Genomic DNA, 26186 nt, shown 5'->3' with positions numbered 1-26186 from the left:
CATTACGCCATCTGTGGCTGTTCAACCAGGTAATGGCTGGGTGTTCCGCGGATCGCCACCAGTTCACCCGCCAGCTGCTGCGCGTCTTTGCGCTTCATCAGCACAAACTGTCCGTTAACGTTGGCTGCCACGCCATGCCAGGGAGTCAGCCAGTCGTCTTTGGTCGGCATCATGTGGATACCCATTTTCAGGCTGTCGGCGGGCTGTGGGTGAATCGACAAACGTATTGCCAGCGGGAAATGCTGGGCCAGCAAATTGCCCCAGGCCCAACTGCGCTGGATCACGCCACAGGCGCGCTGTTTGGCGTCTTTCTGCAACGCTGCATTGGAGCCGCTGTAGCCCGGTAGTTGGCTGTCTTCATACAGGAATCGGGTGATTGCGCGATACAACTGTAACCCCTGCTCGTCCTGCATCAACCGGTGTTTGATCGTCTCCTCCGGCTCGGCATAGCCGTCAACCAGCAACTGCCGCAGCAGGTCATAGTCGTCGGTATACTCGGCCAGCCCTTCCACGTCACCCAGATTGAAAACGCTCAGATGAGTCGCCCCCACCTCGTGCAGCAGGTTTTCAATTTCATGCTGATAACGGTTGATCGCGTCGTCGCTGACACGGATTAAATCACCGAAAACGTGGCCATCGGAGCAGATGATGATATGAGCACCCGGCGGGTAATAAAGCTGAATACGCTGACAGAGGGAATTAAGAAATATCAATGACAGTCGCTCGGCCATATCGGGCAGTGCACCGATCACCTTATTAGTATTGGGTGATTTGGTCGGGAAGGCAGGCAGGACAAATTCAATGCGCTGCTCATTTTCAATAAATGCTCGAATACGCGGTAATTGCACCAGAGAAACTGCCTGTTCCTCTTCAGCGTTTGAACTTTCCCCACCCGGAAATCGACGCCGATATTGCAATAGCTCATGAAGGATTTTTAACGATATTTGTTCAATGCGAGCACTATCCACAATTAACTCCTGTTCAGATGTGGCGCAGGCAACTTATTTGCAAACGCAATAAGACTTATCAAAAAGAGAGAGGCCGAACGGGAAGTCGGACTTACCTCGCGATTTATCTGCGTCAGGCAATATAGAAGAGATAATGCTATATTATTAGCCCTTATAATTAACAATCTTGGTTAAGTTGAACTTAACAAACTATGAGTAATATTCTAAAACGCATGGCTATTTTTTCTAAAGTTGTCGATTGCGGTGCATTCAGCACGGCAGCCAAAGAATTAGGCATTACAACCTCCGCCGTCAGCCAACATATCCGCCTGCTGGAAAACGAGTTGGGCATTCAATTACTTCTGCGTTCTACCCGTTCACTGAGCCTGACCGAGGCCGGGCTGTGTTTTTATGAGGATTGCGTGTTGATGATCCATGCCGCCGAACGCGGGCAACAACGTATTGCCGCGCTACGCGGTGAACTGACCGGGGAACTGCGCGTCGCCACCTCTACGGAGTTTGCCACTCATTATCTGGTGCCGGCACTGCAAAGCTTCCTGGACGAACACCCGCGCATCACGCTGAGGCTGGAAATTCATGATGAAAAGATAGACCTGATAAACCAGCGTATTGATCTGGCGATCCGCGGTGGCGTGATGGCTGACTCCAGCTATGTCTCCACCCGTCTGGGGCGCTTTCGGGAAGTGCTGTGTGCCTCGCCAGCCTACCTTGCCAACCACGGCATGCCAGAAACGCCACAGGCGTTGACACACCATCAATGGGTCACTTTTACCCCGCTGGGGAACCCACAATTTGTTCGCCTGCTCCACCCTGATGGCGACGAGCATCGGCTGCGCATGACCGGACGTTTATTTACCAATAACGGCATGGCGATGAAAGAATTGGCGCTGGCCGATAAAGGGATCATCCGTAATTTCTTCGTCAATGTTGAAAAGGAATTGAACCGGGGTGAGCTGGTCGAGGTACTGCCAGAGTGGCGCCTACCGGATATTAGTTGCTATGCCATTATGCCGCGCAGGGACAGCCAACCATTAAAGGTCCGTCGTTTACTTGAACATATGAAAATCCATTTACAGCAAAAAGAGCAAAATTCCGTAGGACAATTACGCATTTAAAATAAGAATAATCTGTAACGCCAGTTAATTTAGTTATTTAACCTTTCAGCCCGTTGCTGACCAGCACCAGAGTTTATTTAGATTGCAGCCTAATGATATTAACCTTAATAACTTTATCACCGTCTATATAATCATTCCCTCTGCCATTAATTCAAATTGTCAGAACAAATTTGACTTTAAGTAACAGAAAATTTGAATCAGTCATCCCTCAAGTTCATTTTTAATAATTTCATTGCCGGTACCGATCCCTAAAAACAAAACGGAGAGCCGAAGCTCCCCGTTATCTTATTTATGCCCGATGCTGATTAATCGACCTGTTTGATATCAACCCGCAGCTCTTTCGGTACTTCGAACACGATGTTCTCTTCACGACCGCTGACTTCCTGCACGTTGACACCGCCCAGCGCTTTCAGGCGGCTGATAACATCCTGTACCAACACATCAGGTGCCGAAGCCCCTGCGGTAACGCCGATATTATGAGCGTCCTTCAGCCAGGCTTCCTGAATGTCAGCGGCGGAATCGATCAGGTATGCCGGCTTGCCAACACGCTGTGCCAGTTCTGCCAGACGATTGGAGTTGGAGGAGTTTTTCGACCCCACCACCAGCACCACGTCCGCATCCCCGGCCAGGTTGCGTACCGCTTCCTGACGGTTGGTGGTAGCGTAGCAGATGTCGTCCTTACGCGGCCCGATAATACTCGGGAAACGCTTGCGCAGGGCATCAATCACGTCAGAAGTGTCGTCCACCGACAGCGTGGTTTGCGTCATAAAGCACAGGTTGCTTTCATCCTTCACCTGCAGCTTCCAGACGTCGTCCGGTGACTCCACCAGGTACATGCCGCCCTTCGGGTTGCTGTACTGGCCCATGGTACCTTCCACTTCCGGGTGACCGGCGTGGCCGATCAGGATCGCCTCGGTGCCACGGCGGCTGGCTCGCGCCACCTCCATATGCACCTTGGTCACCAACGGGCAGGTGGCGTCAAACAGCATGGTTAAATCACGCGCCTTAGCCTCTGCTCTTACCGCCTGGGAAACCCCGTGCGCCGAGAAGATCAGAATCGACCCGTCCGGCACTTCGGTGATTTCCTCAATAAATACCGCCCCACGCTCACGCAGGCTATCGACCACGTAGCGGTTATGCACCACTTCGTGACGCACGTAGATAGGCGCACCGTAAATTTCCAGCGCGCGTTCAACGATACTGATCGCACGATCAACCCCGGCGCAAAAGCCGCGTGGGTTAGCCAGCAATATTTGCATGCGTCTCCTCCTGCTGCGGATCGATCTCCAACACTTCAATATCGAAGGTGACCGGATGGCCCGCCAGCGGATGGTTGAAATCAACGGTAATCGAATCTTCCGCCACCTCGCGCACCACACCCGGCATTTCGCTGCCGTCGACCGCGGTAAACAGCATGATGGTGCCCGCGTCCGGTACGCCGGTTTCCGTGAAGTCACGACGTGAGAAGAACTGGACCAGGTCCGGGTTCTCTTCGCCGAACGCCGCTTCCGGTTGCAGGGTAAAGGCGCACTTGTCGCCCGCCTTCAGACCGAGTAACTGCGCTTCCAGCGGCTCGGACAGGCTGCCGTCGCCCAGACGAAACAGCGCCGGTTTACCGTTGCCACGAGTGGACTCTGCCGTCGTTCCGTCTTCCAGTTTCAGCGTGAAGTGAACCAATACTTCGCTGTCGCCCTTAACCTGAGCCGTCATATTACTCACCTTTGCTCTTTGCACTTTTGTTCGCCGGCGACAAGAAGCCTTCCAGCACGATCATCGCCGCCCCCACGCAGATAAAACTATCCGCCAGGTTGAAGGTCGGGTAGTGCCAGTTGCCCACATAGAAGTCGATAAAATCGACCACGAAGCCGTGCCACAAGCGATCGAACAGGTTGCCGAGCGCTCCACCGATGATAAATGCATAGGCAATGTTGTTCAGTTTTTGCTGCGCCGAACTGCGGTACATCATCACCAGCAGCACCGCCACGATGGCGACGGCAATACCGGCGAAGAACCAGCGCTGCCAACCGCCGTGATCGGCCAGGAAGCTGAATGCGGCACCGTAGTTACGCGCATAAAACAGATTGAACGACGGGATCAGCGGCTGGGACTGGCCCAGCACGAAGTTACCGAGGATCCACTGCTTGCTGGCAAAATCCAGCACCAGCACTACCACTACCAGCCATAGCCAGCGCAAGCCGGTCGAACAAATAGGTTTACTCATCAGGCAAACTTACGCTTTTCGCCGTCGCCGGCTACGTTGACAACACAGCGGCCGCAGAGATCTGCGTGCTCCGCCACCAGGCCGATATCGGTGGTGTAATGCCAGCAGCGCGGGCACTTCTCACCTTCTGCGGTGCTGAAGGCAATTTTCAGGCCTTTCACCAGCTCTGCAGCTTGTGCATCTGCCGGCGCATCGGCCAGAGGTGCAACGCGCGCGCCGGAAGTCAGCAGCACAAAGCGCAGTTCATCCTGCAGGCTGTTGAGGCGTTCAGCCAGTTCACTATCGGCATACAGCGTCACCGCGGCTTCCAGAGAACCGCCGAGACGTTTGTCGGCACGAGCCTGTTCCAGCACCTTGTTCACTTCGCCACGAACTTTAAGCAGCTCGGCCCAGAAGCTATCGTTCATGCCTTCGCCTTCGGCCAGACCGAACAGGCCGTCGTACCACTCTTCAGTGAATACGTACTGCGCGCGTTTGCCCGGCAGGAAGGCCCAGATTTCATCGGCAGTGAACGACATGATCGGTGCCATCCAGCGAACCAGCGCTTCTGCGATATGGAACAAGGCAGTCTGGCAGCTACGACGGGCGACGCTGTCGCTCTTCGCGGTGTACTGACGGTCCTTGATGATATCCAGATAGAAGGAGCCCATCTCAACAGAACAGAACTGCATCAGACGCTGTACCACTTCATGGAAATCGTAATTGGCGTAAGCCTTTTCGATATCCTGCTGCGCCGCCAGTGCACGACCCACCGCCCAGCGATCCAGGACTACCATTTCTTCCGGTGCCACGCAGTCGGTGCTCGGCTCAAACCCGTTCAGGTTGGCCAGCAGGAAGCGCGCGGTGTTACGGATGCGGCGGTAAGAATCGGCAGAGCGTTTCAGGATCTCGTCCGACACGGCAATTTCACCGGTGTAGTCGGTAGAAGCGACCCACAGGCGCAGGATGTCGCCACCCAGCTTGTTCATCACGTCTTGTGGACTGATGGTATTGCCGATCGACTTGGACATCTTGCGGCCCTGACCGTCCACGGTGAAGCCGTGGGTCAGAACTTCTTTATACGGTGCCTTGCCTTTCATCGCAGTGGAGATCATCAGTGATGACATAAACCAGCCGCGGTGTTGGTCGGAGCCTTCCAGATACATGTCGGCGCCATGGCCATTGAACTCGGGACGAACGTCGACCACGGAAGAGTGGGTCGAACCGGAGTCGAACCAGACGTCCAGGGTGTCTGGTACTTTCACGTAATCGGCAGCATCCGCACCGAGAATGTCGGCCGCGTCCAGATCCCACCACGCCTGAATACCGTCCTGCTCAACGCGCTTGGCCACTTCTTCCATCAGCTCAACGCTGCGTGGGTGCAGTTGCTCGGTGTCTTTGTGCACAAACAGTGACATTGGCACGCCCCAGGTACGCTGACGCGAAATACACCAGTCCGGGCGGTTGGCAACCATGGTTTCGATGCGCGCCTGGCCCCATTCAGGGATCCATTGCACGCCTTTGATCTCTTCCAGCGACTGCTTGCGCAGGCCTTTCTGATCCATGCTGATGAACCATTGAGGGGTCGCGCGGAAGATGATCGGCGTTTTGTGGCGCCAGCAGCACGGGTAGCTGTGAACCAGTTTTTCCACGTGCAGCAATGCGCCTTTCTCGCGCAGCAGCTCAACGATCAAATCGTTGGCCTTGAACACAAACTTGCCATCCAGCAGTGGATGGGTGCCGGTCAGATAGCAGCCGTTCGGCCCTACCGGATTGGCGATTTCCAGACCGTATTTCTGGCTGATGACAAAGTCATCCGGGCCATGGCCACCGGCGGTGTGTACCGCACCGGTACCGGCATCCAGCGTGACGTGTTCACCCATGATCGCCGGTACGTCGAAGCCCATGAACGGGTGTTCGAAACGCATCAGCTCCAGATCGGCACCTTTGCAACTGCCCAGGACTTCCCAATGGGTAATGCCCGCGCGTTTCATTACGCTTTCCACCAGCTCAGCCGCCAGGATCAGGCACTGGCCTTCTACCTGTACCAGCTGGTAGGCAAATTCCGGGTGCAGCGAGATGGCGCGGTTAGCCGGCAGCGTCCACGGGGTGGTGGTCCAGATGACCAGAGAAACCGGGCCGTTGAAGCGGGTTACGCCAAATTTGGTCGCCACGGCAGCCGCGTCAACCGCGTGGAAAGCCACATCGATCGACGGCGAAGTTTTGTCGTAATACTCCACTTCCGCTTCCGCCAGGGAAGAACGGCAATCGGTACACCAGTGCACCGGCTTGGCGCCTTTCAGCAGATGACCATTGCTGATGATTTTACCCAGCGCGCGGATGATGTTGGCTTCGGTTTTGAAGTCCATGGTCAGGTACGGACGATCCCAGTCACCCAGCACGCCCAGGCGGATGAAGTCTTTCTTCTGGCCTTCAACCTGCTCGGCGGCGTACTCACGACACTTGATACGGAATTCTGCCGCGGTGAGTTTTTCACCCGGCTTGCCGTACAGTTGCTCGACCTTCAGTTCGATCGGCAGGCCGTGGCAGTCCCAACCCGGAATGTAAGGCGAGTCGAAACCGGACATCCCTTTCGACTTGATAATAATGTCTTTGAGAATCTTGTTAACCGAGTGACCAATGTGAATGCTGCCGTTCGCATACGGAGGGCCGTCATGCAGAATGAAGGATTTCTTGCCCTTTTTGGCAGTACGAATCATCCCGTACAGATCCTGTTCATACCAACGTTGCAGCATGCCAGGTTCACGCTTGGCCAGATCGCCGCGCATCGGGAACCCTGTTTCCGGCAAGTTCAGGGTATTCTTGTAGTCACTCATTAGATTCTCGGTTCCGTTTTCGGCTATAGAGATTAAACCGGTGTCTGTAGCCCGAAGAACTTCCGGGCCGTCACCACATCATTGGCGATTTGCTGCTTCAGCGCATCGAGCGAAGCAAAACGCTGTTCATTGCGCAATTTCGCGCGGAGCACCACGTCTAGATGGCGCCCGTAAAGATCCATTGTGACATCCAGCAGGTGGACTTCCAGCTGCTGTCGCACGCCGGCAACGGTTGGGCGTGTACCAATATTGGCCACGCCGGGGAGCGGCTGGGGCCCCAGGCCATAAACTTCCACCGCATAGACTCCCTTCACCGGGGCAACCAGGCGTTTCAGTGGCAGGTTGGCGGTGGGAAAGCCGATGGTACGGCCCAGTTCGTCGCCGTGTACCACCCGACCAGAAATACTGTACGGATGGCCCAGCAGCGTTTCAGCCAATGCCAGGTCGTCATCGCGCAGCGCATTGCGGATCGCGGTGCTGCTGATGCGTTGATCGCCCTCGCGGAAGGTCGGCGTGCTAATCACTTCAAAACCGTATTCTTTCCCGGCTTTTTGCAATAGCGGAAAATCGCCCTGGCGAGTCGCGCCAAAGCGAAAATCATCCCCGACCATCAGGAATTTCACGCCCAGTTTCTCCACCAGCAGTTCGGCAACAAATGCCTGCGCCGTATTGGCAGCGAAACGCGGGTCGAACTTGACGCACAACAGGTAGTCAACGCCCGCCTGCGCCAGGTATTTGGCCTTGTCACGCAAACGCGTGAGACGGGCCGGTGCCTTGTCCGCTGCAAACATTTCCAGCGGCTGCGGCTCAAAGATCATGACCATCACTGGCAGCCCGAGGCGTTGCCCCTCTTGTTTCAGCTGCTCCAGCAACGCCTGGTGACCGCGGTGTACGCCGTCAAAGTTGCCGATGGTGAGCACGCAACCATGGTGGCGTGCCCGGATATTGTGAATGCCGCGAATTAGCTCCATAGCTGGCTCAAAACAGTGGAAATCGCCGGATTATACCTTGTACAGCGGTTAAGGTTAACCCGCGATTGGTGCCTTTATGTAATAGACATACCATACCGGAGATAATCTGCAGGTGAAACGCCCTGACCGCAGTTTATCCGGCGATTGAAAGCTGATTATCGACCACGACCAATAGCTTGCAGCCAATGCGCCAACTCATTGGTGAATTTTCTCGCGAAACACTGTATTCCCACGACCGAAGCTGGTAAAATCCTGCGCCATCACAACGTAGCAAGTGCCGCCCGTACAAACGGCGCTTATTTGCACAAATTCATTGACAAACGCAGGCCAAAAGGGCATATTCCTCGGCCTTCGAATTGTCCTCAATAGAATATATTTGGGAGTTGTACCTTGGCTAATATCAAGTCAGCTAAGAAACGCGCCGTACAGTCTGAGAAGCGTCGTAAGCATAACGCTAGCGGCCGCTCAATGATGCGTACCTACATCAAGAAAGTAGAAGCTGCTATCGCCACTGGCGACAAAGAAGCTGCGCAAGCTGCTTACGCTGTAATGAAACCAATCGTGGACCGCAAGGCTGCTAAAGGCCTGATCCACAAAAACAAAGCTGCACGCCATAAGTCAAACCTGTCGGCGCGCATCAACGCTTTGTAATAAGCATCGTGTTGTCTGCTTGAAAAAAAACCGGCTCAGGCCGGTTTTTTTACGTCTGCAATACCCGGTCTAGTAAGCAAACAACGCAGAGAAGTCCTTGTTGCACACCCGCTGTACCGCCGGATGCTGGATCATGCGCTCGGCAAAGATGATGTAGTACTCTTCCTGCACGCTATCAATACGTCCAATCTCCACCACGTCATCATCGTTATAGGTATCCTGCGCATACAGCGTCGGCGCAACGAAGATCGCGTTGTGGTACATGCCAAAAGTTTTCATCAGGGCCGCATCATCAAACTCACCCAGTATCTCCACCTGAATGCCCTGGGTGTTAAACCAGTTCAGCAGTTTACGGCCCAACATTGAACGCCGACCCGGGATCAGCAGTTTTCGCTGTTCCAGACAGGCGGGGAACGGCAGATCCGGTGCCGGTTGGCGGCAGAAGAAGCTGATACCGCATTCACCCAGCTTGAGCGAAAACAACCCTTCCTGCTGGCTGGAATCCACCGGGCAGTCTGAAAGGATCATATCGAGCTTATGCTGACTGAGCTGCTCCAGCAGCATCTCATGCGTCGACTCAAAGCACCGCAGGTGAATTTGCTCATTATCCACCACTACCGCCGTCTCCAGCACCTGGCTCACCAAACGTTTGGACAACGCATCCGCTACCCCGACGTCAAACAGCAGGTTGGATTCCTTGCGGTAATTAACGATATCCAGCATTTCCTGGCTGAGCATAAACATCTTGTCGGCATAGCGAAAAACCAGTTGCCCCAATTCGGATGGCACCAGCCCACGCCCCTGACGCTTGAACAGCTTGCCGTCCAAACGCTCCTCCAACGCTTTGATCTGGCCGGTGATGGTCTGGGGTGTCAGAAACAAGGCTTCGGCGGCGCCGACCACCGAACCTTCCTTGCAGACCTGCCAGAAGTAGTAAAGGTGATTAAAGTTGATATGCGACATCCTCACGAGGTGCTCTCCTTAACATTCCGTCATGGCAAAACTGCGGCCATAACGAGCGACTAATGTCCTTTCCCTGTTTCAGACAACCTGTTGCTGCATTCGTCCCAAACAGAATGGCCGAAGCTGCGCATATTTTATCCTGCGCAGCTCCGACCAGCTATTGTATTGTAGTGAGTCCCCACGAACAGGGGATCCCCTAAAAGAGTTATCTGACTCGTGGTAACGACATGCGTAACAGACCATACCCGACCACCGCCGCCGTGGTTGACCCAATCAGGATCCCCAGTCGCGAATAGGTGCTCAGAACAACATCCGCATCGCCAAAGGCCAGCGAAGCGATAAATATCGACATGGTGAAACCAATACCACAGAGCACGGAAACGGCAAACACCTGTTTGAAACCAATTCCTTCAGGCAGCCTGGCAATACCCAGTTTCACTGCCAGCAGGCTAAAGGTGAAGATGCCCAACGGCTTACCGATAAACAGGCCTGCCGCAATGCCCACCGGCAACAGTGAGGTCAGCCCGCTCAGTGACACGCCTTGTAATGAAACCCCGGCGTTGGCAAAGGCAAACAGCGGCAGTATCAGGAATGCCACCCACGGATGCAGTTCATGCTCCAGCGTCTCTGACGGCGACGACCCTTTCTTCACGTTCAGCGGGATCATAAAGCCGATAATAACCCCGGCCAGCGTCGCATGTACCCCGGACTTAAGGATAGCCACCCACAGTACCAGGCCGACAATCATATAAAGCGAGGTTTTGCCCACCCCGCGCCAGTTCATAAACGCCAGCACTGCAATAGAGGCTGCTGCCACGCCCAATGCCGCCATCGAGACTTCGTGGGTATAGAACAGTGCGATAATCACGATGACACCCAGGTCATCGATGATCGCCAGCGCCAACAAGAACACCTTCAGGCTGGTCGGCACGCGGTTACCCAATAGCGCCATCACCCCGAGGGCAAAGGCAATATCGGTTGCCGCCGGGATCGCCCATCCCTGACGAGTAACCTCGTCCGCCCCGTTGAACATCAGGTAAATCAATGCTGGTGCCAGCATGCCGCCCAGTGCGGCGATCGCCGGGAACACGGCCTTGTCACGCCCGGCCAATGAACCTTGCATCAGCTCGCGCTTGACCTCCAGCCCGACCACCAGGAAAAAGATCGCCATCAGGCCGTCGTTAATCCACAACAGCAGTGGCTTGGCAATCTCCAGTGAGGACACTTTCACCATCACAGGCAAATTGAGGAAGGCGTGATAAATCCCCTGGGCTGGGGTATTGGCCATGATCAACGCGATAATCGCGGCTACGATCAGGATAATGCCGCCCGCGGCTTCCTGACGTAAAAATTGACGAATGATGTTGGTCACAATACGTCTCTCCAGAGCAGCGCAAGGCACAGACGGCCCTGCAGACAAAGTAATGGAATGAGTATAGACGGCGAATCACTTCGATAAAATACGTTTATAAATGCTTAAAACATCGTAAAAACCGATCTATAAGCGATTTATATCACACTTTAACCAGGGCTATTGGCGGAAGTTAAGCTAGAAAAAACCCCGGTTTTGACGCCGGGGTTATGCAGTACGCTAACGGAAACAGTAGCTTAGCGCGTCAGGTCATCAAAAAACTTTTTCACCCCGTCGAAGAAGCTCTTCGAACGTGGGCTGTTTTTATCACCGGAAGGGCCACCCAGGCTCTCTTCCAGTTCCTTCAGCAATTGCTTCTGCTTGTCGTTCAGGTTAACCGGAGTTTCTACCACCACACGGCACAGCAGGTCGCCCTGGCTGCCACCACGTACCGATTTGACCCCCTTGCCGCGCATGCGGAACAGTTTGCCTGTCTGAGTCTCTGCCGGCACCTTCAGCTTCACACGGCCATCCAGCGTCGGGACTTCAATCTCGCCGCCCAATGCCGCCATCGCGAAGTTAATCGGCACTTCACAGTACAAGTTATTGCCTTCGCGCTCGAAGATAGGGTGCGCTTTCACCTGAACCTGAACGTACAGATCGCCTGCCGGCGCGCCGTGCTCACCCGCTTCACCCTCACCCGCCAGGCGGATGCGGTCACCGGTATCAACGCCGGCCGGGATTTTCACCGACAGCGTTTTGGCTTTCTCTACCCGGCCATGGCCGTGGCAGCTATTGCATGGGTCTTTGATGATCTGACCACGACCATGACAGTGCGGACAGGCCTGCTGCACGGTAAAGAAGCCCTGGCGCATCTGCACCTGGCCCTGCCCGTGACAGGTTGGACAGGTCACCGGCGAGCTGCCCGGCTTCGCGCCGCTGCCGTGGCAAACGCCACACTCTTCCAGCGTTGGGATGCGGATCTCTTTGGTCACGCCACGAACCGCTTCCTCAAGGGACAGCTCCATGTTGTAGCGCAGATCGGAACCGCGGCTGGCGCGCTGACGGCGGCCACCACCGAAGATGTCGCCAAATACGTCGCCAAAGATATCGCTGAATTCAGCACCGCCGCCAAACCCGCCGCCGCCGCCCATACCGCCTTGTTCAAAGGCCGCATGGCCGTATTGATCGTAGGCCGCACGTTTTTGAGCGTCAGTCAGGATTTCGTAGGCTTCCTTGATCTCTTTAAACCTGGCTTCGGCGTCTTGCTCCTGGTTGCGGTCAGGATGGAATTTCATCGCCAGACGTTTATACGCCTTTTTGATCTCACGCTCTTCCGCCGTCTTGGAGACGCCGAGAATCTCGTAATAGTCTTTCTTCGCCATTATTTCTGTAACCCTTAACATGCGTGCACGGGCGTAGAGTTGCCTCGACGCCCGTGCTGGTTTGCGGTAACGGCCTCTCGGCCGTTCCGTGCCCGCTTAAGGGCGATTATTTTTTGTCTTTAACTTCTTCGAACTCAGCGTCAACCACGTCGTCGTCTTTCTGCGCCGCGTTGTCAGCACCGGCATCAGCACCTTGCTGAGCCTGCTGCGCCTGAGCCATTTCCAGCAGCTTGCCGGAAACCTGCACCAGAGCCTGGGTCTTCGCTTCGATCTCGGCTTTATCTTCGCCTTTAACCGCTACTTCCAGATCTTTCAGCGCCGCTTCGATAGCCGTTTTGTCTTCCGCCGGCAGTTTATCGCCCGCTTCTTCCAACTGCTTACGAGTGCCGTGGATCAGGTGGTCGGCCTGGTTACGGGTCTGCACCAGCTCTTCGAACTTACGGTCCGCTTCGGCGTTCACTTCGGCATCACGCACCATTTTCTGGATTTCTTCTTCGTTCAGACCGGAAGAAGCCTTGATGGTGATTTTCTGCTCACGGCCAGTATTCTTGTCTTTGGCAGACACGTGCAAAATACCGTCGGCGTCGATGTCGAAGGTCACTTCGATCTGCGCCATACCGCGTGCAGCAGCCTGGATGCCGTCCAGGTTGAACTGGCCCAGTGACTTGTTATCGTTGGCGCGTTTACGCTCACCCTGCAGCACATGGATGGTTACCGCAGACTGGTTGTCTTCAGCGGTAGAGAACACCTGGCTGTGCTTGGTCGGGATAGTGGTGTTTTTGGTGATCAGCGGAGTCATCACGCTGCCCATGGTTTCGATACCCAGCGACAGCGGGGTAACGTCCAGCAGCAGAACGTCCTTCACATCACCGGCCAACACGCCGCCCTGTACCGCAGCACCCACCGCAACGGCTTCGTCCGGGTTAACGTCTTTACGTGGTTCTTTACCGAAGAAGTCAGCAACTTTCTTCTGAACCATTGGCATACGGGTCTGGCCACCGACCAGGATCACGTCCTGAATGTCGGAAACCGACAGGCCTGCGTCTTTCAGAGCTACTTTCAGCGGCTCGATAGAACGCGCAACCAGATCCTCAACCAGCGACTCGAGTTTTGCACGGGTCACTTTGATGTTCATGTGCTTTGGACCGCTCGCATCTGCAGTGATGTACGGCAGGTTAACGTCGGTCTGCTGAGCAGAAGACAGTTCAATCTTCGCTTTCTCAGCGGCTTCTTTCAGACGCTGCATCGCCAACGGATCGTTGCGCAGATCGAAACCTTGTTCTTTCTTGAACTCTTCCACCAGGTAGTTGATCAGGCGGCTGTCGAAGTCTTCACCACCCAGGTGGGTATCACCGTTGGTTGCCAGAACTTCGAAGGTTTTTTCGCCGTCAACTTCGTCGATTTCGATAATAGAGATATCGAAAGTACCGCCACCCAGGTCATAAACCGCGATGGTACGGTTGCCGACTTCTTTGTCCAGGCCGTAAGCCAGGGCCGCAGCGGTCGGTTCGTTGATGATACGTTTTACTTCCAGACCTGCGATACGGCCGGCGTCTTTGGTCGCCTGACGCTGTGCATCGTTGAAGTATGCAGGTACGGTGATAACCGCTTCAGTTACTGGTTCGCCCAGGTAATCTTCAGCCGTTTTCTTCATTTTCTTCAACACTTCAGCAGAGATCTGCGGAGGTGCTACACGCTGGCCTTTCACTTCAACCCATGCGTCGCCGTTATCAGCAGCCACAATTTTGTACGGCATGATGTCTTTATCACGCTGCGCTTCTTCATCCTGGAAGCGACGGCCAATCAGGCGCTTAATCGCAAACAGGGTATTTTGTGGGTTGGTAACAGCCTGACGCTTAGCAGGTTGGCCAACCAGAATTTCACCATCCTGGGTATATGCGATGATCGAAGGTGTAGTACGGTCGCCTTCGCTGTTCTCCAGCACGCGCGCTTTACCACCATCCATAATTGCTACACAAGAGTTGGTAGTACCCAGGTCGATACCAATAATTTTGCCCATCTAAACGTCTCCACTAATAAATTCATATTCGGTCAGGTTGCTAACCTATATGTGGGCAATTTTTTGTTTTTCAACTGCCCAACATTTCAGTCTTAGCCGCGGTCAGCAACTGCGGTTGCAAATAAGATGGGGTCATACAACCGAGCATCAAGGGGCAGGACAAAAAAAAATTCTTTTTTATCGTCACTCAGATCATTGTTTCCTGTTCTGGGGATCATTATGATGCCGCGCGCTCTGATGGAAGTTATCAACTTTTCGGCCATTCAGACCATATATGAATTTACTTCACTGTTTCCGTTAATTTTCTGTTATTGCAGAGGACTTATGCACACCAACAAGTTGGCGAATCCCGGCCCTCTCGGCCTGATGGGCTTCGGGATGACCACCGTCTTGCTGAACCTGCACAACGCGGGCTTTTTCCCATTGAACTCCGCCATTATCAGCATGGGGATTTTCTTCGGTGGACTGGCCCAGATTATGGCCGGCCTGCTGGAATACAAGAAAGGCAACACCTTCGGGATGACGGCCTTTATCTCTTACGGCAGCTTCTGGCTGAGCCTGGTCGGGTTGCTGTTGCTGCCGCGTCTGGGTCTGGCGGAACCGACCGATGCCGGCGTGCTGGGGATTTACCTGGCACTGTGGGGCGTCTTCACGCTGTTCATGTTTTTCGGCACTCTGCGCGCCAACCGCGTGCTGCAGTTCGTGTTCGGCAGCCTGACGCTGCTGTTCGCTCTGCTGGCCATCGGTAACATCACCGGCAACCCTGCACTGCTGAACTTTGCCGGCTACGAAGGCATTATCTGCGGTGCCAGCGCCATTTACCTGGCCATGGCGGAAGTGCTCAACGAGCAGTTTGGCCGCACGGTGCTGCCGATTGGCGAGCCAACAGTCGACAATGTAGAACCAATTCGGGCAGTGGCATAAACGCCACTGGCCTGAAACAAGAAGCCCTGCGGTTGATTGCAGGGCTTTTTTTTCAGCTGTAGGAACCGGCGCGCTGTGCCTTGGTTTCGCTGTTTAGATCGCGATGCAGATAAATCCCCAGCAGCAGTCCGATGCCGGACAGCGCCAGCACATAGTAAGCGGGCGCTAACGGGGTTAACTTCATGATCAACGTCACAAATATTGGGGTTAAACCGCCAAAAATGGCGTATGCGACATTATATGAGAACGAAATCCCGGTAAATCGCACTTCCGCCGGAAAAGCCCGCACCATCACGTAGGGGACCGCGCCCACTACGCCTACGCTGAAGCCCACCAGCGCGTAGCAGGCGAACAACATTTCCGGGTGTTCACCCACCGTCCGATAAAATAGCCAACTGCAACCGGCCAGCAGCAGGCTGCCGACGATAAAGGTTTTGCTGGCGCCAAAGCGATCCGCCGACAAGCCGGCGATGATGCAACCGGCGATCAGCATGATGGTAGCGATGCTATTGGCCTGCAACGATAACGCCGGGGCGATACCAAACTGTTTTTGCAGGTAGGTCGGAGTCATCAGGATCACCACCACAATGCCGGCGGACAAAAGCCAGGTCAGCAGCATAGACACCACCACTTCCTTGCGATGATTGAGCACCACCGATTTCAACGGCAGCTCTTCTGCCAGGGCCTTACGCGCCTGCATCTCGATGAAGATCGGCGTTTCCTGCAGCCAGCGGCGCAGGTACATCGCCACCAGGCCGAAAATGCCGCCCAGCAGGAACGGGATACGCCAGCCACCGTCAATAATGGTCTGTTGACTAAGCGTGGTGTTGATTACCGTCGCCACCAGCGAGCCCAGCAGGATGCCGACGGTCAGGCCGGCAGTCAGCGTGCCGCAGGCAAAACCGATGCGCCGGCGCGGCACGTGTTCAGCCACAAATACCCAGGCCCCCGGCACCTCGCCGCCGATCGCCGCCCCTTGCAGCACACGCATCAGCAGTAGCAACAGCGGTGCGGCAATGCCGATGCTGGCATAGGTCGGTAACAGGCCCATCGCCAATGTCGGCAGCGCCATCAGCAAAATACTCAGGCTGAACATTTTTTTGCGGCCGACCAGATCGCCGAAGTGCGCCATCACAATGCCGCCCAGCGGGCGGGCCAGATAACCAGCGGCAAAAATGCCGAAGGTTTGCACCTGACGTAGCCATTCCGGCATATCCGCCGGGAAAAACAGCTCGCCCATCACCGCCGCAAAGAAGACAAAAATGATGAAATCATAGAACTCCAGCGCACCGCCCAGGGCAGCTAACGTCAGAGTTTTGTAGTCTTGCCGGTTTAACCGGCGATTATTATCGTGAGGCATAGGGTACCGTCGGAGGAAACTGTGAAAATAAAAGCCAGCGGCTTTCTGTAAACGAATCCTTACTATAACGGCAAATTATTTTCACACCAGATCGGCTAGCGCTAATCTCACAAAAGGCTGAAATTTAGAGGTTTATCTCGCGACGCGCATTCTTCGGACGAAATGCTGCTACCACTGCCGCCTCGGTTTCCACATAGGGCCCCTCAAGCAACTGTATGCAGTACGGCACGCTGGCGAAGATGCCATGCACCACCACCTTGCCCTGCTCGTCCTTAACCCCTTCCAGCGTTTCCTTGATCGACTTGGGTTGCCCCGGCAGGTTGATGATCAATGCCTGCTTGCGGATTGCCCCCACCTGACGTGAAAGAATGGCCGTTGGCACATAGTGTAGGCTGATTTGACGCATTTGCTCGCCGAAGCCGGGCATCACGCGATCGGCAATGGCCAAGGTAGCGTCAGGTGTCACATCGCGGCGCGCGGGGCCGGTACCACCGGTGGTCAGCACCAGGTGGCAGCCCATTTCATCCACCAGCTCACACAGGGTTTGTTCGATCAACGTCTGCTCATCTGGGATCAGGCGGGTCTCCAGCTTAAACGGAGTGCTCAGCGCGCCAGTCAGCCATTCCTCCAGCGCCGGTATCCCTTTGTCCTGGTAAACGCCGCCGGAAGCGCGGTCAGAAACGGAAACCAAACCAATACGTAATATGTCCATGCGTAACCTCTACAGCCTGATGGGGTTCGGACGGGTTCGCTTCCCGCCCTATTTTCAATCTGAGAGTATAAAGTGTCTGCCTGCCTGCGGGATCTGCAGGTATAAAAAAAGGCGGCCTAAGCCACCTTTTTCTGCGCTGATTGCCGGAATTACAGCAGATCGGCGATCATTTTTTCCAGCTTGCCCTGGTCTACGGCAAACTTGCGGATACCGTCGGTCAGTTTCTCAACTGCCATTGGATCCTGGTTGTGCTGCCAGTAGAACTCAGGCTCGGTCAAAGCGGCAGGACGCGCTTGCACTTCGCCGGTGTAGGCCAGTTTACGCTCCAGTGTACCTTCGCTCTCTGCCAGCTCTTTCAGCAATGCAGGCGCGATGGTCAGGCGGTCACAACCGGCCAGTTCGATGATTTCGCCAACGTTACGGAAGCTGGCGCCCATCACCACGGTTTTGAAACCGTGCTGTTTGTAATACTGGTAGATCTCGGTAACGGAAACCACACCTGGATCTTCGTTTGGCGCGAACTCTTTCTTGTCGCCATTGGCTTTGTACCAGTCGAGGATACGGCCAACAAACGGAGAGATCAGGTAAACGCCGGCTTCGGCGCAGGCACGGGCCTGAGCAAAGGAGAACAGCAGCGTCAGGTTACAGTTGATGCCTTCTTTTTCCAGCTGTTCCGCAGCGCGGATACCCTGCCAGGTAGAGGCCAGTTTGATCAGGATGCGATCGTTGCTGATGCCGGCATCGTTGTACAGTTTGATCAGGCGCTTGGCCTTGGCAACGCTGGCTACGGTGTCGTAAGACAGACGAGCGTCCACTTCAGTGGAGATGCGGCCTGGAACCAGCTTCAGGATTTCCAGACCAATGTTAACGGCCAGCTTGTCGGCGGCATCGGCGATCTGCTGTTCGCGATCGCTGCTCTGCTCGCGTGCCCAGGCAATGGCTTCGTCAATCAGTTTGCGGTATTCAGGAATTTGGGCTGCATTGAGGATCAGCGAAGGGTTGGTCGTAGCATCTTGCGGTTGATACAGCTTCATAGCCGCGATATCGCCCGTATCTGCAACCACGGTAGTCAGTTGGCGCAGGGAAGTTAATTTATCGGTCATGTTGGCATTATCTCATCGTGTGTGCATGAACTTTTGGCATCGTTCAACCATGCCCTGCCCTGATAATAACATGCGCAAGGCCCGGTGCAAGGCTGGAAAATCACGCCCCGACGGTGCTGGTTTTATCCTTGAGCGAGCAACCGTTTACGCTGCTATCTTTCGTCATTCCCGAGCTGATGAAAAGGCAATAACGTGCTATCGCTTGAATAAATTATGTTAAATTCGCGAAAATTAATGCAATAGGTTTCGAAATCTGAGAAAAGTCTCAATTGCTCGGAACCGGCCTGATTTCAGCTAAGCTCTTGTAAAAACTCAGTCAATATATTTTCACCCGCGGTGGATACGGCGCGGTGCGCAACAAATTTCAACAAGGAGGGATCCGTGACGGACCTGATAAATTTTATAAATAATATTTTGTGGGGTTCGGTACTGATTTATTTGCTACTCGGTACCGGTATTTATTTCACCCTACGCACGCGTTTTATCCAGGTTCGCCATTTCGGCCACATGTTCTCGCTGCTGAAAAACAGCAACAAGAGCGACAGCTCAGGTATCTCCTCCTTTCAGGCCTTGTGTACTACCCTCGCCGCTCGCGTCGGTACCGGTAACCTGACCGGCGTGGCCATTGCCCTCACCGCCGGTGGCCCCGGCGCTATCTTCTGGATGTGGGTAGTGGCCTTTATCGGCATGGCCACCTCCTTTGTGGAAAGCAGTCTGGCACAGCTCTACAAAACCAAAGACGACCAGGGTAACTACCGCGGCGGCCCGGCCTATTATATGGAGAAAGGGCTGGGCATGCGCTGGATGGGCGTGCTGTTCTCTATCTTCCTGATCATCGCCTTCGGCCTGGTGTTCAACGCCGTACAGGCCAACTCCATCGCCCAGGCTTCCGCCGTCGCTTTCCACGTTAAACCGCTGTATGTCGGTATCGGCCTGGTGGTCCTGAGCGGTATCGTGATTTTCGGCGGCATTCGTTCCGTGGCCCGCGTGGCCGAACTGGTGGTGCCGCTGATGGCCGCAGCCTATTTACTGCTGGCCCTGTGGGTAATTGGCCATAACATTGAACATATGCCGGCGATCCTCTCGCTGGTGGTGAAAAGCGCCTTCGGGCTGCAGGAAGCGGCGGCCGGTGCCGTCGGCTACGGTATTTCGCAGGCGATGACTCAGGGTGTGCAGCGCGGCCTGTTTTCCAACGAAGCCGGTATGGGTTCTGCGCCCAATGCGGCGGCCTCCGCCTCACCTTACCCACCGCATCCGGCCTCGCAGGGCTATGTGCAGATGCTCGGGGTGTTTGTCGACACTATCGTGATTTGTAGCGCAACTGCCGCCATCATTCTATCCTCCGGCGTATTGGATCAACCGGTGGACAACATCAGCGGTATCGACATGACCCAGCGCGCGCTGTCCGCTGCCGTCGGCAGTTGGGGCTCGCCGTTTGTCGCCATCGCCATTTTCTTCTTCGCCTTTACCTCGATTATCGCCAACTACGCCTATGCCGAAAGCAATCTGGTGTTCCTGGAGCGCAACCACCCGGCCGGCCTGTTGATTTTCCGTTGCGCCGCACTGGGTATGGTGATGTTTGGTGCGTTGGCCGAATTGCCGGTGGTATGGAAAATGGCCGATACCTCTATGGCGTTGATGGCTATCACCAACCTGACGGCGATCCTGCTGCTGTCACGCGTTGCGTTGAAATTGGCTAACGATTACCACCGTCAGCGAACGCTGGGAAGATTGCCCACTTTTGACGCCAACCGCTTCCCCGAGCTGAAATCTCAGCTTGAACCGGGCGTGTGGGACAAAAATTAATTTTTGCGGGCGCGTCAAACGCGCGCCCTGCCTATCAGACCCATTGACCCTTTTTCCCGCGCTTTTTGCTACAGTAGCGGTTCTTGGAAAAACAGGATCTGGCCATGCTCGTTATTATTTCACCTGCAAAAACTCTTGATTACGAAAGCCCACTGGCAACCGAACGCTTCACCCAGCCGGAACTGCTGGATAAATCGAAGCAGTTGATCAAAATCTGCCGCGATCTGACGCCGGTACAAATCTCCAAGCTGATGGGCATCAGCGATAAACTGGCCGGCCTGAACGCCGCTCGCTTTGGCGACTGGCAACCGAAATTCACCCCGGACAATGCCCGCCAGGCCCTGCTGGCGTTTAAAGGCGACGTTTATACCGGCCTGCACGCACAGGACTTCAGCGAAGATGACTTTGATTTCGCCCAACAGCATCTGCGTATGCTGTCCGGGCTGTACGGCGTGCTAAGGCCGCTTGATCTGATGATGCCTTACCGTCTGGAGATGGGCATCAAACTGGACAATGCCAAGGGCAAGGATTTGTACAGTTTCTGGGGCGAGCAAATCACCAAAAAACTTAATGAAGCGCTGGAACAACAAGGTGACGATGTGGTGGTCAACCTGGCTTCCGACGAATACTTCAAATCGGTGAAACCGGCTAAACTGCACGGCGAGCTGATTAAACCGGTGTTCCTCGACGAGAAAAACGGTAAATACAAAGTGATCAGTTTCTACGCCAAGAAGGCGCGCGGACTGATGAGCCGTTTTATCATCAAAAATCGCCTGACGCAGCGTGAACAACTGCTTGATTTCAATCTGGAAGGCTACGCATTTGACGAAGCCAATTCCCAAGGTAACGAGCTGGTGTTCAAACGCCCAGAGCAGTGAAACTCCCGCCCATAAAAAAGCCGTCGCAAGGACGGCTTTTCGCTTTATGTGGCCATGAGGATCAGGCTGGCAAGGCCATAAGGAACTTGCGCAGTTCGCCAAAACCGGCGGGCAGGTTGTGAGACAGCAGCGGCAAATCAGCACGCAGTGCCAGCGCCTTCGGCAGTGGCAATTCCTGGCCGAGAATGTCCTCGACGCTCTCTTTGAATTTGGCCGGATGTGCGGTGCCGAGGAACAGACCAAACTCCCCTTCCTGCAACTGGTCACGCAACGCACGGTAAGCAATCGCCGCGTGCGGCTCGGAGAGATAACCCAACTTCGCCAGTTCACGCATAGTGTCTTTGGTGGTTTCGTCACTGACCGTGGCATGGCCCAGCTCTTTCAACTGCCAAATCTTACGGCGGAACAGCTCTTCGACCCGTGGCCAGTTGTTCGGCTGGCTGACATCCATCGCATTAGACAGCGTAGCCACCGTGGCATGAGGCTGCCACTGACCGTTAGTCAGGAAGCGCGGTACGGTGTCGTTGGCATTGGTCGCGGCGATAAAACGCTTCACCGGCAGGCCCAGTGACTTGGCCAGCAGCCCGGCGGTCAGATCGCCGAAGTTGCCGCTGGGTACCGAAATCACCAACTGGTTGCGTGCTTCCTGTGGCAATTGCGCAACCGCTTCGAAGTAATAACAAATCTGCGCCAGCAGGCGGCTGATGTTAATCGAGTTGGCCGAGTTCAGGTGCAGGGCTTCTTTCAATTCCTGATCGTCAAATGCCTGCTTCACCAATGCCTGGCAGGCGTCAAAATCGCCGTCAATCGCCACGGTATGGATATTGCCACCCAGGGTGCAGAACAGTTTTTCCTGCAGCGGGCTGATTTTGCCCTGTGGATACAGGATCACCACGCGCACATTCTTCAGGCCATAGAAAGCATGGGCCACCGCCGCGCCGGTATCACCGGAGGTCGCGGTCAGGATAGTGACCGGCTGATCGCCCGCCACTTCCGCCAGCATTTGCGCCATAAAGCGGCCGCCGAAGTCTTTAAACGCCAGCGTTGGGCCGTGGAACAACTCCAGGCAGGCGATATCATCTTCAACTTGCGCTACCGGTGCCGGAAACTCAAAGGCCGCCGCCACACGCTTATGCAATGCTTCTTCAGAAACTTCATCGCCAATAAATGCCGACAGGATACGGCTGCTGCGCGTGACAAAATCCTGTTCCAGCAGATGGTCAATTTCGGTCAGTTCAAACTCCGGTAGATCCAGCGGGAAAAACAGCCCTTGCTGTTTGCCCAGGCCCTGTTTGATCGCCTGTGTGAAGCTGACCTGCTCGTTATGATCCTTAAGGTTGTACAGTTTCATGCGTTATCCCAGTAGTCGTGCGCCTGCGGTATCCAGGCGGCAAATATGAACAAAACCTTCGTCGTTTTGCAGATAATGATTAGTCAGCCAGTCGGCCATGCGTTGCGCCGTTGCGCCGTCATCACAAACGGCGAACAGCGTCGGGCCGGAACCGGAAATACCGCAAGCCAAAGCACCGATATCCTGAGCGGCTTTGCGTGCGTCGGCAAAACCCGGCAACAGGCGGGTGCGGTACGGCTCGGCAATCACGTCCTGCATCAGTTTGGCGGCCAGGCGCGGTTGTTGGGTATGGCAGGCATGGATAAAGCCCGCCAGATAGCGACCGTGGCTGATACAGTCCTGACGACGATACTGCGCGGGCAGGATCGCACGCGCTTCGGCGGTGGATACCTTGATGCCCGGATAGGCCATCACCCACAGCCAGTCTTTAAAGCATGGCACTTCCTGGCTGATGAAGCCTTCTTCTTCCAACATCAACTGCAGGCCGCCGAGGTAGCAAGGCGCTACGTTATCGTAATGCACGCTGCCGGAGATGCGGCCTTCCAACTCGCCCATCAGGCCCAGCAGCGTCATTTTATCCAGCGGGCGGTTGCAGAACTCATTCATCGCCATCAACCCGGCGACCACCGAGCAGGCACTGGATCCCAGACCTGAACCGATAGGCATATTTTTCTCGAGTCGCATCGCCACCGGGATCTGCTGACCGATTTCCTGGCAGAAGCGCTCCCAACATTGGTAAACGATGTTCTCTTTCGGATCGTCCGGCAGCTTGCTGACGAAGCGACCGGCATTTTGCAAACTGAACGTTTCGGCAGCCTCTACACTGACGCAGTCGCCCAGCAAGGTACCGTCAATTGGCGACACCGCTGCACCCAGAACGTCGAAACCGACGCTGACGTTACCAATTGAGGCCGGCGCATACACCTTAACCATATTAAACTCCCAACTTCCATGACAGTGTGCGCAACAGGTCGGCAAATACCCCTGCGGCGGTCACATCGTTACCGGCACCGTAGCCGCGCAGCACCAGTGGCAATGGCTGATAGTAGCGGCTGTAGAAAGCCAAGGCGTTCTCGCCGTTCTTCACTTTATACAACGGATCGTTACCGTCTACCGCATCTATACGCACCTGACAGCGGCCATTTTCGATCGCCCCGACATAGCGCAGCACCTTACCCTGCTCGGTGGCATTGGCCACGTTGCGGGCGTACTCTTTATCCAGCTCCGGCAGGCGCGCCATAAAGGTTTCCACGTCGCCGGAAGCGTCAAAGGAAGGTGGCAGCACCGACTCAACCTCGATATCGGCCAACTCCAGTTTGTAACCCGCCTCACGCGCCAGGATCAGCAGCTTGCGCGCCACATCCATACCGGAAAGATCGTCACGCGGATCCGGCTCGGTATAGCCCTTGGCTTTGGCCTCCAGGGTCGCGGCCGACAGCGACATGCCCTCATCGAGCTTACCGAAAATAAACGACAGCGAACCGGACAGAATGCCAGAGAAGCGCGTCAGCTCATCACCGGCGTTCAGCAGGTTTTGCAGGTTTTCGATCACCGGCAACCCCGCACCGACGTTGGTGTCGTACAGGAACTTGCGACGTGAACCGGCCGCGGCGGTGCGCAGTTGTTGGTAGTAATTCATCGACGAAGTGTTGGCCTTTTTGTTCGGCGTCACCACGTGGAAACCATCGGCCAGGAAATCGGCGTATTGATCGGCAACCGCCTGGCTGGAGGTGCAATCGACAATCACCGGATTCAGCAGGTGGTACTCCTTCACCAGGCGGATCAGACGGCCAAGGTTGAATGGCTCCTGCGCACCGGCCAGTTCATCACGCCAACTATCCAGCGCGATACCGTGTATGTTGGTCAACATGGCGCGTGAATTGGCAATGCCGCACACCCGCAGGTCGATATGCTTTTGCTTCAGCCACGGCTGTTGACGGTAGATCTGTTCGATCAACGCACCGCCGACGCCGCCAACGCCGATAACAAACACTTCAATCACCTGATCGGTGTTAAACAGCATCTGGTGGCAGACGCGAACCCCGGTAGTCGCCGAGTCGTTGCTGACCACCACCGAGATGGAACGTTCGGAGGACCCCTGGGCAATAGCGACAATATTGATGTTGGCGCGCGCCAGGGCGGAGAAGAAGCTGGCCGAAATCCCGCGCAGGGTGCGCATGCCATCGCCGACGACCGAGATAATCGCCAACTGCTCCATCACGTCCAGCGGCTCCAGCAGGCCATCTTTCAATTCAAGATAGAATTCGTCTTCCAGTGCGCGACGAGCACGCTGCAGCTCACTCTGCGGTACGCAGAAGCTGATGCTGTATTCGGAAGAGGACTGGGTGATCAGCACCACAGAGATACCGGCACGGGACATCACGGCAAACACGCGCGCGGCCATGCCGACCATGCCCTTCATCCCTGGCCCGGAGACGTTGATCATCGCCATGTTATTGAGATTGGTGATGCCCTTCACCGGGGTATCGGTATCCAGATTTTCGCCGCCAATCAGCGTGCCTGGGGCCTGCGGGTTGGCGGTATTTTTGATCAGGCAAGGGATTTGGAACTGGGCAATGGGAGCGATAGTACGGGGGTGAAGCACGCTGGCGCCGAAGTAGGAAAGCTCCATAGCTTCCTGATACGACATCGATTTCAGCAACCTGGCGTCTGGCACAGTACGAGGATCGCAGGTATAAACGCCGTCGACGTCGGTCCAGATCTCACAGCAGTCGGCGCGCAGGCAGGCAGCCAGCACCGCAGCAGAGTAGTCGGAGCCGTTACGGCCCAGCACCACCAGTTCCCCTTTATCGTTACCGGCGGTGAATCCGGCCATCAGCACGATGTGATCCGCCGGGATTGCTGCGGCGGCGATGCGCAGTGTGGATTCGGCAATGTCTACCGTGGACTCCAGGTAATGCCCCTGCGCCAGCAGTTTCTCCACCGGGTTTATCACCGTAACCGGGAAGCCTTTGGCGCGAAACACCCCTTCCATGATGGCGATAGAGAGCTTCTCACCGCGGCAGATGATAGCCGCATTCACGCTATCCGGGCATTGCCCCAGCAGCGCAACGCCATGCAGTACCTGTTTGAGTTGGGAAAACTCCTGGTCGACCAGCGTCTTGAGACGATCGTATTCAAAGCCGGGCAACGCCTGTGCCAGACCGCTCAGCAGGTCGGCAAAGATGCGTTCTGCATCGCTCATATTTGGCAGAATGTCCTGCCCCGCTACCGTTTTATCAATCATCGCCACCAGGTGGTTGGTGATTTTAGCCGGAGCGGACAAGACCGTGGCCACCTGTCCCTGACGTGCGTTACTTTCCATGATGTCGGCGACGCGCAGAAAACGTTCTGCATTCGCTACCGAGGTTCCGCCAAATTTCAGCACTCGCATTTCTTGTCTCTCCCGAATTTAAGCCGAAAAAAAAGCCCGCACTGGTTAGGTGCGGGCTTTTTTCTTTTGTTTCCTGTACGCGTCAGCCCGCCCCGTTACCTGTGGTATCGGTGGTGGTAATAATTGTTGTGTTCAGGCTGATATTTCGCATTTTGTCTGTCTGTCTCATTAAATACTCTGTCCCCTCTATTGGTTAA

22 protein-coding genes and 1 other annotated feature are annotated in these 26186 nt (G+C 55.2%); of the genes, 5 read left to right on the top strand and 17 right to left on the bottom strand.

The window, feature by feature from the left end:
• Positions 1-2: 2 nt before the first annotated feature.
• Positions 3-968: an L-tyrosine isonitrile synthase gene (gene pvcA, locus SERS4_RS0103990; RefSeq protein ID WP_017891565.1), complete on the bottom strand. Its 966-nt coding sequence runs from the start codon at positions 966-968 to the stop codon at positions 3-5.
• Positions 969-1159: 191 nt separating this feature from the next.
• Between pvcA and SERS4_RS0103985 the strand changes: the two genes are divergently transcribed.
• Entirely contained in the window at positions 1160-2083 is a 924-nt protein-coding gene (locus tag SERS4_RS0103985; RefSeq protein ID WP_017891564.1) for a LysR family transcriptional regulator, read from the top strand.
• 305 nt (positions 2084-2388) lie between these two features.
• Here SERS4_RS0103985 and ispH read toward each other — a convergent pair whose 3' ends face one another.
• From ispH to ribF, 5 genes are read right to left on the bottom strand one after another with little or no spacing between them, the layout of a single operon-like run.
• Positions 2389-3342, bottom strand: coding sequence for a 4-hydroxy-3-methylbut-2-enyl diphosphate reductase (gene ispH / locus SERS4_RS0103980; RefSeq protein ID WP_012005152.1), 954 nt, complete (start codon positions 3340-3342; stop codon positions 2389-2391).
• The gene (gene fkpB / locus SERS4_RS0103975) at positions 3323-3793 is read right to left on the bottom strand and encodes an FKBP-type peptidyl-prolyl cis-trans isomerase (RefSeq protein WP_012005151.1); all 471 of its coding nucleotides are present in this window, start codon (positions 3791-3793) and stop codon (positions 3323-3325) included. The genes ispH and fkpB overlap by 20 nt, the downstream gene beginning before the upstream one ends.
• A gap of 1 nt (position 3794) precedes the next feature.
• Entirely contained in the window at positions 3795-4304 is a 510-nt protein-coding gene (lspA, locus tag SERS4_RS0103970; protein WP_012005150.1) for a signal peptidase II, read from the bottom strand.
• A complete protein-coding gene (gene ileS, locus SERS4_RS0103965; RefSeq protein WP_017891563.1) occupies positions 4304-7120 on the bottom strand; it encodes an isoleucine--tRNA ligase in 2817 nt (938 codons plus the stop codon). Before ileS ends, lspA begins: the two co-directional genes overlap by 1 nt.
• Before the next feature lie 32 nt (positions 7121-7152).
• The gene (ribF, locus tag SERS4_RS0103960) at positions 7153-8091 is read right to left on the bottom strand and encodes a bifunctional riboflavin kinase/FAD synthetase (RefSeq protein WP_017891562.1); all 939 of its coding nucleotides are present in this window, start codon (positions 8089-8091) and stop codon (positions 7153-7155) included.
• A gap of 390 nt (positions 8092-8481) precedes the next feature.
• Here ribF and rpsT point away from each other — a divergent pair, with 390 nt between their 5' ends.
• Positions 8482-8742 (top strand): 30S ribosomal protein S20, encoded by a 261-nt coding sequence (gene rpsT, locus SERS4_RS25650; protein WP_012005147.1) that lies wholly within the window; start codon positions 8482-8484, stop codon positions 8740-8742.
• Positions 8743-8811: 69 nt separating this feature from the next.
• Here the strand turns inward: rpsT and nhaR are convergent, their stop codons facing one another.
• The 4 genes from nhaR to dnaK form a co-directional block, all read right to left on the bottom strand.
• Positions 8812-9711, bottom strand: coding sequence for a transcriptional activator NhaR (gene nhaR / locus SERS4_RS0103950; RefSeq protein WP_004950031.1), 900 nt, complete (start codon positions 9709-9711; stop codon positions 8812-8814).
• Between the two features lie 199 nt (positions 9712-9910).
• Positions 9911-11077, bottom strand: coding sequence for a Na+/H+ antiporter NhaA (nhaA, locus tag SERS4_RS0103945; RefSeq protein WP_017891560.1), 1167 nt, complete (start codon positions 11075-11077; stop codon positions 9911-9913).
• Positions 11078-11313: 236 nt separating this feature from the next.
• Positions 11314-12441 (bottom strand): molecular chaperone DnaJ, encoded by a 1128-nt coding sequence (gene dnaJ / locus SERS4_RS0103940; protein WP_012005145.1) that lies wholly within the window; start codon positions 12439-12441, stop codon positions 11314-11316.
• A gap of 106 nt (positions 12442-12547) precedes the next feature.
• A complete protein-coding gene (gene dnaK / locus SERS4_RS0103935) occupies positions 12548-14461 on the bottom strand; it encodes a molecular chaperone DnaK (RefSeq protein WP_012005144.1) in 1914 nt (637 codons plus the stop codon).
• A 324-nt stretch (positions 14462-14785) separates the two neighbouring features.
• Between dnaK and satP the strand changes: the two genes are divergently transcribed.
• Positions 14786-15385, top strand: coding sequence for an acetate uptake transporter (gene satP / locus SERS4_RS0103930; RefSeq protein WP_012005143.1), 600 nt, complete (start codon positions 14786-14788; stop codon positions 15383-15385).
• 52 nt (positions 15386-15437) lie between these two features.
• Here the strand turns inward: satP and SERS4_RS0103925 are convergent, their stop codons facing one another.
• From SERS4_RS0103925 to tal, 3 genes are all read right to left on the bottom strand, one after another.
• Entirely contained in the window at positions 15438-16745 is a 1308-nt protein-coding gene (locus SERS4_RS0103925) for an MFS transporter (protein WP_017891558.1), read from the bottom strand.
• A gap of 124 nt (positions 16746-16869) precedes the next feature.
• On the bottom strand, positions 16870-17457 hold the full coding sequence (gene mog / locus SERS4_RS0103920) for a molybdopterin adenylyltransferase (RefSeq protein ID WP_017891557.1): 588 nt from the start codon (positions 17455-17457) through the stop codon (positions 16870-16872).
• Positions 17458-17606: 149 nt separating this feature from the next.
• Positions 17607-18560: a transaldolase gene (tal, locus tag SERS4_RS0103915; RefSeq protein WP_012005140.1), complete on the bottom strand. Its 954-nt coding sequence runs from the start codon at positions 18558-18560 to the stop codon at positions 17607-17609.
• A gap of 381 nt (positions 18561-18941) precedes the next feature.
• On the opposite strand from tal, the gene SERS4_RS0103910 reads away from it, so the two are divergent.
• Both SERS4_RS0103910 and yaaA read left to right on the top strand, forming a co-directional pair.
• Positions 18942-20366, top strand: coding sequence for a sodium:alanine symporter family protein (locus tag SERS4_RS0103910; protein WP_017891556.1), 1425 nt, complete (start codon positions 18942-18944; stop codon positions 20364-20366).
• 104 nt (positions 20367-20470) lie between these two features.
• Complete coding sequence (gene yaaA, locus SERS4_RS0103905) at positions 20471-21244, top strand: peroxide stress protein YaaA (RefSeq protein WP_017891555.1); 774 nt, start codon at positions 20471-20473, stop codon at positions 21242-21244.
• Positions 21245-21305: 61 nt separating this feature from the next.
• On the opposite strand, the gene thrC is transcribed toward yaaA, so the two are convergent.
• The 4 genes from thrC to thrL all read right to left on the bottom strand — a co-directional run bounded on the left by thrC (position 21306) and on the right by thrL (position 26140).
• Entirely contained in the window at positions 21306-22595 is a 1290-nt protein-coding gene (thrC, locus tag SERS4_RS0103900; protein WP_012005137.1) for a threonine synthase, read from the bottom strand.
• A 3-nt stretch (positions 22596-22598) separates the two neighbouring features.
• Entirely contained in the window at positions 22599-23528 is a 930-nt protein-coding gene (thrB, locus tag SERS4_RS0103895) for a homoserine kinase (RefSeq protein ID WP_012005136.1), read from the bottom strand.
• Between the two features lies 1 nt (position 23529).
• A complete protein-coding gene (thrA, locus tag SERS4_RS0103890) occupies positions 23530-25989 on the bottom strand; it encodes a bifunctional aspartate kinase/homoserine dehydrogenase I (RefSeq protein ID WP_026142189.1) in 2460 nt (819 codons plus the stop codon).
• A 25-nt stretch (positions 25990-26014) separates the two neighbouring features.
• Positions 26015-26133: a sequence feature (Thr leader region), on the bottom strand.
• Complete coding sequence (thrL, locus tag SERS4_RS26110; RefSeq protein WP_071998276.1) at positions 26072-26140, bottom strand: thr operon leader peptide; 69 nt, start codon at positions 26138-26140, stop codon at positions 26072-26074. It overlaps the preceding feature by 62 nt.
• Positions 26141-26186: the final 46 nt, after the last annotated feature.

The organism is Serratia sp. S4, from assembly GCF_000347995.1.
GTDB classification, from domain to species: domain Bacteria; phylum Pseudomonadota; class Gammaproteobacteria; order Enterobacterales; family Enterobacteriaceae; genus Serratia; species Serratia quinivorans.
This window is presented reverse-complemented; position numbering and strand designations above follow the sequence as displayed.

Excerpts from the sequence above, each read along its gene's own strand:
- SERS4_RS0103985 (WP_017891564.1), top strand. The coding sequence starts at position 1,160 with ATGAGTAATATTCTAAAACGCATGGCTATTTTTTCTAAAGTTGTCGAT.
- ispH (WP_012005152.1), bottom strand. The coding sequence starts at position 3,342 with ATGCAAATATTGCTGGCTAACCCACGCGGCTTTTGCGCCGGGGTTGAT.
- fkpB (WP_012005151.1), bottom strand. The coding sequence starts at position 3,793 with ATGACGGCTCAGGTTAAGGGCGACAGCGAAGTATTGGTTCACTTCACG.
- lspA (WP_012005150.1), bottom strand. The coding sequence starts at position 4,304 with ATGAGTAAACCTATTTGTTCGACCGGCTTGCGCTGGCTATGGCTGGTA.
- ileS (WP_017891563.1), bottom strand. The coding sequence starts at position 7,120 with ATGAGTGACTACAAGAATACCCTGAACTTGCCGGAAACAGGGTTCCCG.
- ribF (WP_017891562.1), bottom strand. The coding sequence starts at position 8,091 with ATGGAGCTAATTCGCGGCATTCACAATATCCGGGCACGCCACCATGGT.
- dnaJ (WP_012005145.1), bottom strand. The coding sequence starts at position 12,441 with ATGGCGAAGAAAGACTATTACGAGATTCTCGGCGTCTCCAAGACGGCG.
- dnaK (WP_012005144.1), bottom strand. The coding sequence starts at position 14,461 with ATGGGCAAAATTATTGGTATCGACCTGGGTACTACCAACTCTTGTGTA.
- satP (WP_012005143.1), top strand. The coding sequence starts at position 14,786 with ATGCACACCAACAAGTTGGCGAATCCCGGCCCTCTCGGCCTGATGGGC.
- SERS4_RS0103925 (WP_017891558.1), bottom strand. The coding sequence starts at position 16,745 with ATGCCTCACGATAATAATCGCCGGTTAAACCGGCAAGACTACAAAACT.
- mog (WP_017891557.1), bottom strand. The coding sequence starts at position 17,457 with ATGGACATATTACGTATTGGTTTGGTTTCCGTTTCTGACCGCGCTTCC.
- tal (WP_012005140.1), bottom strand. The coding sequence starts at position 18,560 with ATGACCGATAAATTAACTTCCCTGCGCCAACTGACTACCGTGGTTGCA.
- yaaA (WP_017891555.1), top strand. The coding sequence starts at position 20,471 with ATGCTCGTTATTATTTCACCTGCAAAAACTCTTGATTACGAAAGCCCA.
- thrC (WP_012005137.1), bottom strand. The coding sequence starts at position 22,595 with ATGAAACTGTACAACCTTAAGGATCATAACGAGCAGGTCAGCTTCACA.
- thrB (WP_012005136.1), bottom strand. The coding sequence starts at position 23,528 with ATGGTTAAGGTGTATGCGCCGGCCTCAATTGGTAACGTCAGCGTCGGT.
- thrA (WP_026142189.1), bottom strand. The coding sequence starts at position 25,989 with ATGCGAGTGCTGAAATTTGGCGGAACCTCGGTAGCGAATGCAGAACGT.